Origin of the sequence: Vibrio sp. CJQ_6, from assembly GCF_043106745.1 — a bacterium.
Classification (GTDB): domain Bacteria; phylum Pseudomonadota; class Gammaproteobacteria; order Enterobacterales; family Vibrionaceae; genus Vibrio; species Vibrio furnissii.
The window spans coordinates 289164-304877 of record NZ_JBICMV010000008.1; the positions used below are offsets into that span (position 1 = coordinate 289164).

At 49.4% G+C, this 15714-nt stretch carries 14 protein-coding genes; 10 read left to right on the forward strand and 4 right to left on the reverse strand.

Going from position 1 to position 15714, the window contains the following annotated elements:
- Nucleotides 1-46: 46 nt before the first annotated feature.
- Nucleotides 47-922, reverse strand: coding sequence for a multidrug transporter (locus ACF8PK_RS03575; RefSeq protein ID WP_392440086.1), 876 nt, complete (start codon nt 920-922; stop codon nt 47-49).
- Nucleotides 923-1068: 146 nt separating this feature from the next.
- Complete coding sequence (locus tag ACF8PK_RS03580) at nt 1069-2628, reverse strand: SulP family inorganic anion transporter (protein WP_392440088.1); 1560 nt, start codon at nt 2626-2628, stop codon at nt 1069-1071.
- A gap of 341 nt (nt 2629-2969) precedes the next feature.
- On the opposite strand from ACF8PK_RS03580, the gene ACF8PK_RS03585 reads away from it, so the two are divergent.
- Nucleotides 2970-3728 carry a YdiY family protein gene (locus tag ACF8PK_RS03585; RefSeq protein ID WP_004724200.1) on the forward strand — a complete coding sequence of 253 codons (759 nt, stop codon included), beginning with the start codon at nt 2970-2972 and terminating at the stop codon, nt 3726-3728.
- A gap of 57 nt (nt 3729-3785) precedes the next feature.
- Here the strand turns inward: ACF8PK_RS03585 and rne are convergent, their stop codons facing one another.
- Nucleotides 3786-6929 (reverse strand): ribonuclease E, encoded by a 3144-nt coding sequence (rne, locus tag ACF8PK_RS03590; protein ID WP_392440090.1) that lies wholly within the window; start codon nt 6927-6929, stop codon nt 3786-3788.
- A gap of 617 nt (nt 6930-7546) precedes the next feature.
- On the opposite strand from rne, the gene rluC reads away from it, so the two are divergent.
- Nucleotides 7547-8497 carry a 23S rRNA pseudouridine(955/2504/2580) synthase RluC gene (gene rluC / locus ACF8PK_RS03595; RefSeq protein WP_014204671.1) on the forward strand — a complete coding sequence of 317 codons (951 nt, stop codon included), beginning with the start codon at nt 7547-7549 and terminating at the stop codon, nt 8495-8497.
- A 128-nt stretch (nt 8498-8625) separates the two neighbouring features.
- Here the strand turns inward: rluC and ACF8PK_RS03600 are convergent, their stop codons facing one another.
- The gene (locus ACF8PK_RS03600) at nt 8626-9207 is read right to left on the reverse strand and encodes a nucleoside triphosphate pyrophosphatase (protein WP_238770711.1); all 582 of its coding nucleotides are present in this window, start codon (nt 9205-9207) and stop codon (nt 8626-8628) included.
- A gap of 147 nt (nt 9208-9354) precedes the next feature.
- Between ACF8PK_RS03600 and yceD the strand changes: the two genes are divergently transcribed.
- The 8 genes from yceD (at nt 9355) to fabF (ending at nt 15638) form a co-directional block, all read left to right on the forward strand.
- Complete coding sequence (yceD, locus tag ACF8PK_RS03605) at nt 9355-9879, forward strand: 23S rRNA accumulation protein YceD (RefSeq protein ID WP_041942505.1); 525 nt, start codon at nt 9355-9357, stop codon at nt 9877-9879.
- 34 nt (nt 9880-9913) lie between these two features.
- Nucleotides 9914-10084, forward strand: a complete 171-nt coding sequence (rpmF, locus tag ACF8PK_RS03610) for a 50S ribosomal protein L32 (protein WP_014204674.1) — start codon at nt 9914-9916, stop codon at nt 10082-10084.
- Nucleotides 10085-10093: 9 nt separating this feature from the next.
- Nucleotides 10094-11119: a phosphate acyltransferase PlsX gene (plsX, locus tag ACF8PK_RS03615; RefSeq protein WP_014204675.1), complete on the forward strand. Its 1026-nt coding sequence runs from the start codon at nt 10094-10096 to the stop codon at nt 11117-11119.
- Between the two features lie 5 nt (nt 11120-11124).
- Complete coding sequence (locus ACF8PK_RS03620) at nt 11125-12075, forward strand: beta-ketoacyl-ACP synthase III (RefSeq protein WP_014204676.1); 951 nt, start codon at nt 11125-11127, stop codon at nt 12073-12075.
- Nucleotides 12076-12149: 74 nt separating this feature from the next.
- Nucleotides 12150-13073, forward strand: a complete 924-nt coding sequence (gene fabD, locus ACF8PK_RS03625; RefSeq protein WP_392440094.1) for an ACP S-malonyltransferase — start codon at nt 12150-12152, stop codon at nt 13071-13073.
- A 27-nt stretch (nt 13074-13100) separates the two neighbouring features.
- The gene (gene fabG, locus ACF8PK_RS03630) at nt 13101-13835 is read left to right on the forward strand and encodes a 3-oxoacyl-ACP reductase FabG (RefSeq protein ID WP_041942670.1); all 735 of its coding nucleotides are present in this window, start codon (nt 13101-13103) and stop codon (nt 13833-13835) included.
- A 234-nt stretch (nt 13836-14069) separates the two neighbouring features.
- The gene (gene acpP / locus ACF8PK_RS03635) at nt 14070-14303 is read left to right on the forward strand and encodes an acyl carrier protein (RefSeq protein WP_014204679.1); all 234 of its coding nucleotides are present in this window, start codon (nt 14070-14072) and stop codon (nt 14301-14303) included.
- Nucleotides 14304-14393: 90 nt separating this feature from the next.
- Nucleotides 14394-15638: a beta-ketoacyl-ACP synthase II gene (fabF, locus tag ACF8PK_RS03640; RefSeq protein WP_041942671.1), complete on the forward strand. Its 1245-nt coding sequence runs from the start codon at nt 14394-14396 to the stop codon at nt 15636-15638.
- Nucleotides 15639-15714 lie beyond the last annotated feature (76 nt).

The following is a 15714-nucleotide window of genomic DNA, read 5'->3' on the forward strand; positions in this document are numbered from 1 at the left end:
AAAACCTGATGACGTGGCGTGCATGGACGTGCAAATGGATGATGCGTTAAGTCCACATCACCAATACCGCAGCCAGCGCAACCAAAATTAGCCCCAACCCATCTTTAATGCGAACGCGTTGCCTTAGCCAGAATATCGAAATCAACATGGTGAAAAAGATTTCAACCTGACCCAACGTTTTCACGTATGGTACAGCTTGCAGTGACATGGCACTGAACCATCCCATCGAACCGATGCAACTGCTCATGCTGGTTAGCAGAGTGAGTTTCGGCTTTGACCACAATGCTTTCAGTGTATTGATGTCACGTGCGAACAAATAGCCTACCAATAGCAGGGTTTGCAGCGAAATCACCAGCAGTAATACCCATGCCGCACTGTGTGGAAAGGGGAGACCCAGTGCTAAACTTGCTTCGCGCACCCACAGCGAGGTGAGCGCAAAAGCACTGCCACTGCCTAACCCGAGTAAAATCGTCGGCAGCGAAAGTTGGCGAAAGCCGCCTTGCGCGCTCAGCATAAAAACACCAATGCCACCCAACAACACGCCAATCCAACCCAGAAGATTCAAATGTGTTCCAAAGAACAACATGCCGAGCACGGCGGCGACCAACGCTTCGCTTTTGGCTAAGCCTGCCCCGACTGCGTAATTATTGAATTTGAACAGCTTCACCATCAATGCAGTGGCGAGAATTTGCATCACCGCTGCACCAACGATGAAGCCGATAAACGTGTGACTAAACGATGGCAATTCAACCGGTTCAATTTGATACAAGGTAATCAAGTAGAGCGCAGCCAAAGGGCTTGCCCAGATAAATCGTGCCAGTGTGACACCGGCGGTCTTCACGTCACCAGCGAGGCGACTTTGAAAGGCGTTCCGCCAAGATTGCATGAAGGCGGCAAGAAAGGTGAAGAAAATCCATGTCATGATGATGTGTCCGAGGAGAGGGCGAGGGCACTATGCTATGAAAGCTATGCGGTATCAGCAAGTTAAATCATGACCAATAAAGCAGCAGCCATAAAAAAGCCTCTCGAATGAGAGGCTTTGGGGTTCAGGGTTGTGCAGAATGCGACTTAGCCAGCCAACACATCGGTGGCAACTTTGTAGCTAGGGTCTTCTTTGACGTTGATTTCTACTAAGCTACCCGCTTTTTGTAGCAGAGCGCGGCAATCTTGGCTGAGGTGACGCAGATGCAGCGTTTTACCTAAGCTGGCATAACGTTCGGCAACCGTTTCAATCGCTTCAATTGCTGAATGATCGGCCACGCGTGAGTGGGCAAAATCAACAATCACGTCACTTGGATCGTTTTGGGCGTCAAACAGTTCGAGGAAGTTCGCGGCTGAGCCAAAGAAAATCGGGCCATGAATTTGGTATACCTTAGAGCCTTCCTCGTTGAGGTGGCTGCTGGCGTAAATGTGTTTTGCATGTTCCCAAGCAAACATCAGTGCCGAGGCAATCACACCCACCGCGACCGCAATCGCCAAATCGGTAAACACGGTGACAATGGTCACCAGCACGATCACAAAGAAATCCTGCTTTGGCACACGGCGCGCCAGTTTGAAAGTGGCCCACTCGAATGTGCCGATCACCACCATAAACATCACTCCAACCAGCGCCGCCAGTGGGATCATCTCAATCAAAGAAGATGCAAACAGGATGAAGACCAGCAGCATGACGGCGGCAACGATACCGGACAAGCGGCCACGTCCACCGGAATTGACGTTAATCATTGATTGACCGATCATCGCGCAGCCCCCCATGGCACCAAACATGGAACAGGTGATGTTCGCCAGACCTTGCCCCATACACTCGCGGTTTGATTGGCCACGGGTATTGGTCATTTCGTCCAACACGGTCAGGGTCAGCAGGGATTCGATCAGGCCAATGGCCGCGAGAATAACGGCGTAAGGCAGAATAATTTGCAGCGTTTCCAATGTCATCGGCACATTTGGAATCGAGAAGCTTGGCAGATTACCTGCCAGCGTGGCTGCCTCATTACCCGACATGGCGCGTAGGAAATCGACCACGGTGCGTGTTTCCAACCCGAGGCCTTGCACCAGCAGTGTAATGGTCACAATTGCCGCCAATGACGATGGGATTGCAGTGGTGATCTTGGGGAGGAAATAGATGATGGCCATGGTCAAAGCGACCAAGCCGAGCATCAGTAGCATTTGGTCTTGTGGCAACCACGTCAGCATGCCGTTGAGATCCGGCGCTTTAAATTGGCCTAACTGCGCAAGGAAAATCACAATCGCCAAGCCGTTCACAAAGCCGATCATCACGGGGTGAGGCACCATTCGAATGAATTTGCCCAATTTAAACAAGCCCGCGGCAATTTGTAGAATGCCGGCAAATAAAATGGCAGCAAACAAGTATTGAACGCCATGGGTTGCCACCAGGCTGACCATCACGACGGCCATGGCGCCGGTTGCACCGGAGATCATGCCTGGACGTCCGCCAAAAATTGAGGTGACCAGACCAACGATAAAGGCGGCATAGAGACCGACCATCGGATCCACACCCGCCACGAAGGCAAATGCAACGGCTTCGGGAACCAATGCCAATGCGACGGTTAAACCCGATAGCACGTCATTTTTGACCGAATGCTTAGAAAATTGTGGAAATTCAAACATGAGTATTCAGTTTTCGCTGTCGTTAAATGAATGGAGACACATGCTCTGTGCTGAATATTAGCCCCTTGCAGGTGTGGTGAACGATCACCAGTGACAGGCCGAAATTGTGACAAAAAATGAGTCGCAGCAGATTGGTGTCGTGTTTTAAGTCGGCGAATGGTACTGAATAGTGTGATTAAGTTCAACAATTAACCGGATAAATATCCCGTATTCAGCCATAGCAAGGCTGGATGTTTGTGAGTTTTGTTAATGATTTAACTGAAAATTTTACGATCGGCTAACCGAATAGTGTGCTCTACGTCATATACTGGTCACTTTATTTTTTCAGTTGGAGATTTGTTATGCCGACGACCGGTAACGTGATCACTCTCACGGCACTGCTGAGTGTCTGTTCTTTTCATGCATTGGCTGCGGAGTCTGGATCTGATGTCGATAGCAATGCAGGTCAGTTCAGTGGTGATGCCAAATTGGGCTTTATTTATTCGAAAACCGACAGCACATCGATGTCGGTGAACTCCGGCGCTAGTTTGAAATACGAGCAAGAAAAGCAAACCCAGCAATTGTCTTTGGCGACCTACTATTCTCATCAATCTGACGATGATGGCACCAACAAGTACCGCATCATCTACGACATTAAACACACCGTATCGAATGACACCTTTTTGTTTAGCAATGCGAAGTACGAACACGATCAGTATGCCACGTACCGTCATCAGGCCTTGATCGTCGGTGGTATTGGTCAAACACTGATTGATGATGGCACCTCAAAACTGGAAATTGGTGCGGGTCCGGGTTTCCGTTATTCAAAACGCCAAGCGTTTGATAAAACAAAAGCGAACGAAAGTCAGGATGAAGTGATTGCGAACGCGTTTGCCAATGGCAACACGCAATTGTCTGATGCCATGAATGTCGGGGCGGGTGTGCGTGTCGACTATGGTGATTCCAACACCACGACCACGGCAAATGCCTTCTTAAAGAACAAGCTGGCTGAAAAACTGGCGTTGGTACTTGATACCGAATATATCTACAACTCGCAAGTGGCTGCGGGCAAGAGCCATGATGAAATCTACAGCACCATCAGTTTGAATTACGCGTTTTAAGCCCAAAAGAAAGCCCACCGAAAGGTGGGCTTTTTTGTATGACGGACGTCGCGTCGCTTAGAAAGACTGAGGTTTAGCCATCGCTGCACCGGCTTGATTGCGAGCAGCTTGGCTGCCTGCGCCGATTGGTTGGTAGCGCTCAGTGCGGAATGGCGCTGCCACGACCGCGATTTCTTTCAGCTCTTTGGAGCCAGGTGCTTTTGCCATTGGTGCAGAAGCATGGCCTGATGTCATGGCCGCTTTCACCGTTGGCTTCGCCACTGGTGCTGCTTTAGGGGCAGGTTGAGGTGCGGGCTCGATTGCCGCTTTTACAGCTGGTGCTGTTTCAACGGTTTCAACCACATCAACGGATTCAGCCACATTCACGGATTCAACAACAGACGCTTGAACATTTGGCTCCTGTGCCGCTTTAGGTGCTGCGACGACTTCAGCATCAACGCTTTCAACCACGTCAGATGGCGTGACCACATCAGCGACTGCTACCGGCGCTTCGACGACAGGAGTGCTGACTGCTTCAACTGGCGCTTCAACAACAACTTCAGCTTCAACAACCGCTTGAGGCACTTCGCGACGAATGATCACTTTGCCCATGGCCATTTCTGGACAAGCAAAGCCACCGAGTGCGACGCTCACGGCTGCTGCAGGTGCTTCGTCGACTTTCGCGGCTTTCTGAGCTGGTTTTGCCAGATCATAACGCGGCATCACTTTACCCATTGCCATTTCTGGTGACGCAACGCCACCTTTACGCAGACGGAATGGGTTTGGACGACGGTCGCGACCACGACGACGACGCTGACCACTTGCACGCAGGTGGCGAGGCGAGCGACGGTTACGACGCTGCTTCTGTTCATCTTTTTCAGTGTCTTGCGCTTCGTTTGCAGCCACATCAGTGTTGATGTCTTTCACCGACTCAACGGCTTTGTCAGCCACTGGCGCAGTGTCATTCTTCGCTTCCAGTTCAGCGGCTTGCTGATCTTTGACGCGAATTTGCTTGGTCAGTTTACGACGTTGACGACGTTCTTTCACCACCGCTGCTTTTTCTTCCTTCGCTTCGGCGCGAGGGGCATCGGTTGGGTCTTGTTGTGCATCTGCCGCGAGCTGACGACCTTGTTCCATCAGCTTGGCTGATTTCGCATCGTCACGTTTGTTATTGCGACGAGGTTCGTTGCGATCACCGCGTTCGTTACGGTCGCCGCGCTCATTACGCTCATTGCGGTCGTTGCGTTCTGTACGCTCTTGCTTCGGCTTACGCTCTTGCTGCTTGCGAGAATTTGGCGCGTCTTTATCCGCGGCTTTGTTCTCGTTGGTTCTTTCTTTCGCGTCGTCGTTTGGCTTACGCTTGTTCTTGTCGCGAGAGTTACGACGACGATCATTGCGTTCACGACGAGGCTGAGACGACTTATTACGGTCATCGTTGCCTTTCGCTTTCGGCTGATCTTGCTCTTCTTTCTTCGGTGCTTCTGCAGGTGCTGCGAACAGTCCTGACAGGGCTTTCAAGAAGCGGCCAAACAGACCTGGTTTTTCTTCCTTCACTTCCTGAGGTTGTTCAACCTGAGGTTTTGGTGTTGGCGCAGGTGCTGGAGCCGTTTGAGCTGGCGCAGCAAAACCTTTCAGTACAGGTTCTTCAATACGCTTCGGTTTGACTTCCGTTTCAGTTGGCTCTTTCCCTTCGGCTTCTTTCATTGCTTCCAGTTTGCGAGGGATCAGGTAAGACAGAATGTTCTGCTCTTCGCCATCACGTACACGGACCACTTCAAAATGAGGCGTTTCCATGTCGGAGTTTGGCACAACCGTGATTTTCACATCCTGAGTGCGTTCAATGTGGTTCACCGAGCGACGTTTTTCGTTCAACAGGTAAGATGCAATCGAGACAGGCACAACCGCCAAAACTTGCGAGGTGTTGTCTTTCAGAGCTTCTTCTTCGATCAAACGCAGCACAGACAGAGCCAGAGATTCGTTATCACGAATCACACCCGTACCAGTACAACGAGGACAGATGTGATGGCTGGCTTCAGCCAGTGATGGGCTGAGACGCTGACGCGACATTTCCAACAGACCAAAGCGGGAAATACGGCCGATTTGCACGCGAGCGCGGTCGACACGTACAGCTTCACGCAGACGGTTTTCCACTTCACGTTGGTGGCGAACTGGAGTCATATCGATAAAGTCGATAACAACGAGGCCACCGAGGTCACGCAGGCGTAGTTGGCGAGCAATTTCGTCTGCAGCTTCTAAGTTTGTGTTCAGTGCGGTTTCTTCGATATCACCACCTTTGGTTGCGCGGGCAGAGTTGATATCGATAGAGGTCAGGGCTTCGGTTGGGTCGATGACAATCGAACCACCGGAAGGCAGGCGAACTTCGCGTTGGAACGCGGATTCAATCTGGCTTTCGATTTGGAAGTGGCTGAACAGTGGCACTTCGCCGTCGTATTTCTTAACACGGTTAACGAAGTCAGGACGGACGAGGCGGATGTGCTCAAGTGCGCGTTCGTAGATGGTGTTGCTGTCGATCAGGATTTCACCGATATCACGGCGCAAGTAGTCACGAATCGCACGAACGATGACGTTACTTTCTTGGTGGATCAAAAATGGCGCAGGGTTTGAATCCGACGCTTGTTTGATCGCACTCCAGTGGTTCAACAAAACATTCAAGTCCCACTCAAGCTCTTCGCCGCTTTTACCCACACCAGCGGTACGCACAATTAGGCCCATGCCTTGCGGCAGTTCCAGTGTGCTTAACGCCGATTTAAGTTCTGTACGCTCATCCCCTTCGATACGGCGTGAAATACCACCGGCGCGAGGGTTGTTTGGCATCAGGACCAGGTAGCTGCCAGCAAGAGAGATAAAAGTGGTGAGGGCTGCACCTTTGCTACCGCGTTCCTCTTTTTCAACTTGCACGATCACTTCTTGGCCTTCATTCAGCACTTCTTTAATGCTTGGACGGCCTTGGTAGCTATAACCTTCAGGGAAGTATTCGCGGGCAATTTCTTTGAGGGGGAGGAAACCGTGTCGTTCAGCGCCGTAATCGACGAATGCTGCTTCCAGACTTGGTTCAATGCGGGTGATGCGTCCTTTGTAGATATTCGCTTTTTTGGATTCATGTCCTGGACTTTCGATATCCAAATCGAAAAGTCGCTGGCCATCTACCAACGCGACACGCAACTCTTCTTTTTGAGTTGCGTTAATTAACATTCTTTTCATTTAAAAATCTCGTTTTCTTTCTTTCATTTTGATTATTGTTCTTGCTGCCTTTGCTTCGTTTTCACGGTGCCTGATCCCATGGCTTATTCAATACAGCCTCCCGGCTGGAGGGGATGCTCTGGGGCACGTCAGTCATCACAAGCGTGAAACACGCCTGTGATCCGCATAGAGGCGGAGGGTACTCAACATGAAATGACGATGAGTAGAGCAACAAGAAGCCTTCACCAATGGTGTCTTACGCCACGTGCTGCACATTGGTGTTTAGCTGACTACTCATTAAAACTGCATTAAAAGAACGGTCAAATTAATTTATCACCTGTTCGATTATTGCAGCTGTGAACTATAGCAGTGACTGGTAAACTCAGCAATCGGCTTTATAAGAAAGCGCTTAAAATTTTAAGACTCTGTACAAAAAATGTCAGTGAACGCTGAATATTCTCAGAGAAAATTGCTGACAAATTTTGAATTTTATCAATAAAACAACGCCGATTTTCCAACGCAAGGGGTTAACTTGATGTGAATTTCGGCGATTTAGAGCAAATTTTAAGCTGAAAAGCTGGTTTTCCTGTTACGAAGAAAAATGTGATTTTCATCCTATTACGGTTAGAATAGCCGCCATGAGCGAAATGAGAACCCAAGTCCAGTTCATCGATATCGATGAAGACATGGCTGGTCAGCGCATTGATAACTTTTTGCGCAACCAATTAAAAAGTATCCCGAAAAGCGTGGTTTATCGAATTCTACGCAAAGGGGAAGTGCGCGTGAACAAAAAACGCGTCAAAGCAGAATACAAGCTAGAAGCGGGTGACATTGTCCGCGTTCCTCCGGTGACAATAGACGTTAAAGAGGACGAAGTGGCGGCACCGAGCACCAAGCTGAACAAAGTGGCGGAGCTGGAGCACTGCATTCTGTATGAAGACGACCACATGCTGGTACTCAATAAACCGTCCGGCACGGCGGTGCATGGAGGCAGTGGGCTGAAGTTTGGTGCCATCGAAGCGCTGCGTGCGCTGCGTCCGCAAGCACGTTTTCTGGAACTGGTGCACCGTATCGACCGCGATACCTCAGGGATTTTGTTGATCGCCAAAAAGCGTTCGGCACTGCGTCAACTGCAAAGTCAGTTCCGTGAGAAAACCGTGCAGAAGTATTACTTTGCGCTGGTGATGGGGGAGTGGAAGAGTCAGTGTAAAGTGGTCAATGCACCGCTGCTCAAAAATGAAGTCAACAGCATTGTGCGCGTGAACCCGAATGGGAAACCGTCCGAAACGCGCTTTAAAATTCTAGAGAAGTTTGCCGATGCAACGCTGGTGCAGGCGAGTCCAATCACTGGGCGTACTCACCAGATTCGTGTGCATACGCAATATGTGGGCCACCCAATTGCGTGGGATGATCGCTATGGCGATCGCCGCTTTGATGCCTACACGGCGCAGTTTGGTATTGATCGCTTGTTCCTGCATGCGGCTAACATTCAGTTCACGCATCCAGCCAGCGGTGAAAAGATGGAAATCAATGCCCCGCTCGATGCGAAGCTGGAAAAAGCGTTGGCGAAGATGCGCCAATCGGCATAAACCTTCAAAGGCTTGTTGCAAGACAAGCCTTTTCTTTTTAGCGCAATTGCTTTTCAAGCGAATGCTGCTGTTCAACTGAATGTTGCTTTCACAGCAGAATCTGAGTGTTCAAGCGGGGTGGTTTACGCTTACAGGACTCGAACTTGTTCGTTTTCCAGTAATTTCACCAATCGAATCAATGGCAAACCAACCAAAGCGTTCGGGTCATCGCCTTCTAGTCGTTCAAACAGCGCAATGCCTAACCCTTCACTTTTAAAGCTGCCAGCACAGCTGAGTGGTTGCTCCTGATCCACATAATGGGTCACCATCGCACGGCTTAAATGACGGAAATGAACGGTAAAAGTCTCCAGCACCACTTGTGCCTGATTCGTTTCACTGTTGTAGAGCGCGAGGCCTGTATAAAACGTGATCGCTTGGCCGCTCTGACTCAACAATTGTTCGATCGCTTTGTCACGGGTGTGTGGTTTACCGACGATCTGGCCGTTGATCACACACACTTGGTCGGAACCGATCACCAAACTCGGCGTCGAAACATTGCAAGAGCGCGCTTTTCCTTCGGCCAATCGCATCACCAATTGTTGCGGTGTTTCGCCATCGAGTGGCGTTTCATCGCAATTGGGCGTGGCGGTGGTAAAGGGCAGATGCAGCTTGCTCAGCAACTGCTGACGAAATGGTGAGGTTGAGGCTAAAACTAGTTGGTAATTTTGCATTTTAATTTACAATTATCGCGAGTTTGGCAGCAGCATATCTCAAGTAAACTGGCTGTTCATAATGCTCTCAGCGGAAAGGGAAAAAAAACTAACTTTTTTGCCTTTTTCTTTGACTAAACCTATTTTGGAAGATAATATTCGCGCCCTATGCAAAAGGTAAAAATACCGCGATCAGTTGATCCGGCGAAAGCAGCTTCAAAACGACTTGACTACGATGGCATCATCCAAATGAGTCTTTTCAAGCGCTTAGAGGAATCAACTGCAGGCGTTAAACGCGACGCACAAGTTTCATTGTCATTTGGGCTTGATGAACAGCGACTCGTTGTTATCTCTGGTAAAGCTAACATCGAAGTTGATTTAGAGTGTCAACGCTGTAATGAGGTTTTTGCACACGAGTGTGAAGTTGAATTCACTTACACCCCGTACTTCGGGCCAAAAAGTGAAGAAGACGCACCGGACGAGTATGATTTGGTAGATCTAAACGAGTACGGTGAAGTAGACCTGATTCAGTTAGTTGAAGACGAGTTCATCATTAATTTGCCTCAAGTAGCGATGCATGACGAAGCGGATTGTAGCGTTAATTCAGACAATATGGTGTTTGGTGAACTTCCAGACGAAGTGTTGGAAGACAAGCCGAATCCATTCGATGTTCTAAAAAGTTTAAAGAAGTAAATCTTTAAGCAATAACAACATAGGAGTAGGGTCAATGGCCGTACAACAAAACCGTAAAACACGTTCACGCCGTGGTATGCGTCGTTCACACGATGCGCTTACTACAGCTGCTCTATCTGTAGATGCGACTTCAGGTGAAACTCACCTACGTCACAACGTGACTGCTGACGGTTACTACCGTGGCAAAAAGGTTATCAACAAGTAAGGTTGACCTTTGCATAATTTAACCGTTGCACTTGATGCAATGGGCGGGGATTTCGGTCCTCGCGTCACAGTGCCTGCCGCCGTGCAGGCACTGTCGCATTTCCCAGAGCTAAAAGTGACCCTCGTTGGTGATCAGACTTCGATCGCCCATCAACTTTCACTTCTAGGTTACGAACCAGATACTCGTTTGAGTATTTTGCACAGTGACCGAGTCATCTCTAACTCAGAGAAACCTTCTTTAGCGCTTCGCAACAGCCAAGGCAGTTCCATGGGAATGGCCATTGATTTGGTTGCTGAAGGGCAAGCCGACGCATGCGTCAGTGCCGGAAATACCGGTGCGCTGATGGCCCTTTCCCGTTTTCGTCTCAAATTATTGCCGGGAATTGATCGGCCTGCGTTGGTGTCGGCATTACCGACAGCATCCGGTGGGAAAACTTGGATGCTTGACTTAGGCGCTAATGTTTCCAGTGATGCAGATTCGCTGTTTCAATTTGCGGTCATGGGCGCAGCGCTGGCCGAACAGCATTTGTCTCGTCCGCCGCGGGTCGCGATTTTAAATATCGGTGCCGAGGAAATAAAAGGTAATGATCTTGTCAAACGTTGTGCTGAAATGTTGCACCAGACACAAGCCGTGAATTTTATCGGTTATATTGAAGGTAACCAATTGCTGTTAGACGCTGCTGATGTGGTGGTGTGTGACGGTTTTGTCGGCAATGTGTGTCTGAAGACGTGTGAAGGGACAGCACAACTCTTTATCGATAAGTTAAAAAGTAAGTTTTTAGCCTCATCCATAAAGGGTTGGATCGCCAGAAAGCTGTTTTCTGATCTATTTACTGAACTAAAAACATTGAACCCCGACCAGTATAACGGTGCAAGTTTGCTAGGATTGCGCGGCATTGTCATTAAAAGTCATGGAAGTGCTGATGTATCCGCTGTCATGAATGCAATTTCTGAAGCGGTACATGAAGTGAAACGACAAGTACCCAGCCGTATAAGCGATCGTTTGGAAGCGGTTTTACTCGAGAGGCATTATTAGTCTTCATGTATAGCAAAATTTTAGGTACAGGCAGCTACCTGCCATCTCAGGTGCGTACTAACGCGGATTTAGAGAAAATGGTAGATACAAGTGATGAGTGGATTGTCACGCGTACTGGTATTCGCGAGCGTCGTATTGCCGCAGATAATGAAACCGTTGCCGATATGGGCTTTTACGCGGCGCAAAACGCTATTGAGATGGCGGGCATTGATAAAAACGACATCGATTTAATCATCCTTGCCACGACCAGTAGCAGTCACACGTTCCCTTCGTCTGCCTGTCAGGTACAAGCGAAACTGGGCATTAAAGGTTGCCCGGCGTTTGACCTTGCAGCAGCGTGTTCTGGTTTTATCTACGGATTGTCAGTCGCGGATCAACACATCAAATCGGGCATGTGTAAAAACGTGCTGGTGATTGGTGCTGATGCGTTGTCAAAAACGTGTGACCCAACCGATCGCTCAACTATTATCCTGTTTGGTGATGGTGCGGGTGCGGTTGTGGTTGGTGCCAGTGAAGAACCTGGCATTTTGTCGACTCATGTTTACGCTGATGGTCAATTCGGCGACCTGCTCAGCCTGGAAGTACCAGAGCGTGGCGGTGATGTGGACAAATGGCTATATATGGCCGGCAACGAAGTGTTCAAAGTGGCGGTGACGCAGCTTTCAAAACTGGTCAAAGACACGCTGGCAGCCAACAATATGCACAAGTCTGAACTAGACTGGTTGGTACCGCATCAAGCGAACTATCGCATTATTTCTGCGACGGCGAAAAAATTGTCGATGTCGCTGGATCAAGTGGTGATCACGTTGGACCGTCATGGGAACACGTCTGCTGCAACGGTGCCGACGGCACTGGACGAAGCGGTACGTGATGGCCGGATCAAACGGGGTCAGACGCTACTTTTAGAAGCCTTTGGTGGTGGTTTCACCTGGGGTTCTGCGTTAGTGAAGTTCTAACGCTCGCTCAAGAATAAATTAGACGTTAAGGGGTCGTCAGACTCCTTATTCATTCTTAGTTAAGGAAAAAAACAATGAGCAAGTTTGCTATCGTATTTCCAGGTCAAGGTTCTCAAGCGGTTGGTATGCTTGCCGAGCTTGGCGAACAGTATGACGTAGTTAAACAAACTTTCGCAGAAGCGTCTGACGCACTGGGTTACGACCTATGGGCACTGGTTCAGAACGGTCCTGTTGAAGATCTCAACCAGACTTTCCGTACGCAACCTGCACTGCTGGCGTCTTCTGTGGCGATTTGGCGTGTATGGCAAGCGCTGGGTCTTGAGCAGCCAGAAGTGCTGGCAGGCCACAGCCTTGGTGAATACTCTGCACTGGTTTGTGCCGGTGTGATTGATTTTAAAGCCGCGATCAAATTGGTCGAACTGCGTGGTCAACTGATGCAAGAAGCGGTTCCTGCAGGAACCGGCGCAATGTACGCGATCATCGGTTTGGATGATGCGGCGATTGCCAAAGCGTGTGAAGACGCTGCGCAAGGCGACGTGGTGTCTCCGGTGAACTTCAACTCACCAGGCCAAGTGGTCATTGCCGGTCAGAAAGATGCGGTAGAACGCGCGGGCGCACTGTGTAAAGAAGCGGGCGCGAAACGTGCATTGCCACTGCCAGTGTCAGTGCCTTCACACTGCGCGCTGATGAAACCTGCAGCAGAAAAACTGGCTGTGGCGCTAGAAGCGCTTGAGTTCAACGCGCCGCAAATCCCAGTGATTAACAACGTGGACGTTGCGACAGAAACGGATCCAGCGAAAATCAAAGATGCATTGGTTCGTCAACTGCACAGCCCAGTCCGCTGGACAGAAGGCGTGGAGAAGATGGCAGCACAAGGCATTGAAAAACTATTTGAAGTTGGCCCAGGCAAAGTACTGACTGGTTTGACTAAACGTATTGTGAAAACGCTTGATGCAGCAGCAGTGAACGACATCGCTTCACTGGAAGCCGTTAAGTAAGAATAGGAAATAAACATGAGTAATTTCATGAACCTGGAAGGCAAAGTTGCCCTGGTTACTGGCGCAAGCCGTGGTATCGGTAAAGCAATCGCGGAACTATTGGTTGAACGTGGTGCCACAGTGATTGGTACAGCAACCAGCGACAGCGGTGCGGATGCGATCAGTGCGTACCTAGGCGATAACGGCAAAGGTTTGGCGTTGAATGTGACAGATGTAGCGTCCATCGAATCTGTGCTGAAAAGCATTAACGATGAATTCGGCGGTGTTGATATTCTGGTGAACAACGCGGGTATCACGCGTGACAACCTGCTGATGCGTATGAAAGATGACGAGTGGACCGATATTCTGGATACCAACTTGACGTCGATCTTCCGTCTGTCTAAAGCTGTACTTCGTGGCATGATGAAAAAACGCCAAGGTCGTATCATTAATGTCGGTTCTGTTGTCGGTACAATGGGTAACGCGGGTCAAACAAACTACGCAGCCGCAAAAGCGGGCGTAATTGGCTTTACGAAGTCAATGGCACGTGAAGTTGCATCCCGTGGCGTGACCGTGAACACAGTTGCACCAGGTTTCATCGAAACGGACATGACAAAAGCGCTGAATGACGACCAACGTGCTGCTACACTTGCACAAGTGCCAGCAGGTCGTCTGGGTGATCCACGTGAAATCGCATCTGCGGTTGCATTCTTGGCATCTCCAGAAGCAGCGTACATTACCGGTGAAACTCTGCACGTTAACGGCGGAATGTACATGGTTTAAGGCCAAGTTTGGGGCGAAGTGAACGGAACTTGTTCGGTAAAATGTTGACTTCGTCCAAAACTTGTCAACGAAATGCGCAAGATTTGTGCATGATATATGTCAAAAATGGTGTGAATTTCGGTTAAAATCGCCAAATTTGTGGTTTGACCAGCAAGGTCCCCCTTGCAACTTTCACTAGTTCGAATAAACTACGGAATCATCGCATTAGGCGAAATCTGTAAAGGAAAAGAAAAAATGAGCAACATCGAAGAACGCGTAAAGAAAATCATCGTTGAACAGCTAGGCGTAGACGAAGCAGAAGTGAAAAACGAAGCTTCTTTCGTTGAAGACCTAGGTGCGGATTCTCTAGACACTGTTGAGCTTGTTATGGCTCTGGAAGAAGAATTCGACACTGAGATTCCTGATGAAGAAGCAGAGAAAATCACTACTGTTCAAGCTGCGATCGATTACGTAAACAGCGCTCAGTAATGTCTCTCCCCAGGCGGCCCTCTGGCCGCCTGAGTTTTTCTCACTCATCTATAATCTCTCATAGAATTTTCATTTCCGGAGAATATGATCGTGTCCAAGCGTCGTGTCGTTGTCACTGGCATGGGTATGTTGTCACCGGTAGGCAACACTGTAGAATCTTCTTGGAAAGCCCTGCTAGCTGGTCAAAGTGGTATCGTGAATATCGAACACTTTGATACAACAAATTTCTCAACTCGTTTCGCAGGTCTGGTAAAAGATTTCAACTGCGAAGAGTACATGTCTAAAAAAGATGCCCGTAAAATGGATTTATTTATCCAGTACGGTATTGCTGCGGGCATCCAAGCGCTAGACGATTCTGGTCTGGTGATCACTGAAGAAAACGCGCCACGCGTCGGTGTTGCAATCGGCTCGGGCATCGGTGGTCTTGATTTGATCGAAAAAGGTCATCAAGCGCTTATGGAGAAAGGTCCACGTAAAGTGAGCCCATTCTTCGTCCCTTCAACCATCGTGAACATGGTTGCCGGTAACTTATCTATCATGCGTGGTCTTCGTGGTCCTAACATCGCGATTTCAACTGCATGTACCACAGGTTTACATAACATCGGCCACGCGGCACGTATGATTGCATACGGCGATGCGGAAGCGATGGTTGCTGGTGGTAGTGAAAAAGCGTCTACTCCTCTGGGTATGGCTGGCTTCGGTGCCGCTAAAGCGCTGTCTACACGCAACGATGAACCTGCAAAAGCTTCTCGCCCTTGGGACAAAGACCGTGACGGTTTTGTTCTGGGTGACGGCGCAGGCGTGATGGTTCTGGAAGAATACGAACACGCAAAAGCGCGTGGCGCGAAAATCTACGCAGAAATCGTAGGCTTCGGTATGTCCGGTGACGCGTACCACATGACTTCGCCAAGCGAAGATGGTTCAGGTGGCGCGCTGGCTATGGAAGCGGCGATGCGTGATGCAGCACTAGCGGGTACACAAATCGGCTACGTGAACGCGCACGGTACGTCAACACCAGCAGGTGACGTAGCTGAAGTGAAAGGTATCAAACGTGCACTTGGCGAAGACGGTGCGAAACAAGTACTGATCTCTTCAACCAAATCGATGACCGGTCACCTACTGGGTGCTGCAGGCTCGGTAGAAGCCATCATTACCGTGATGTCTCTGGTTGACCAAATCGTTCCGCCAACCATCAACCTGGATAATCCAGAAGAAGGTTTGGGCGTGGATTTGGTTCCGCACACAGCACGTAAAGTGGAAGGCATGGAATACGCGATGTGTAACTCGTTTGGCTTTGGTGGCACAAACGGTTCACTGATCTTCAAGCGCGTATAATCACCGCACTTTCATTGAACTTTACTTGAGTTGAAACGGCTTGATGCTTAGCATTAAGCCGTTTCTTTTTTCAGGG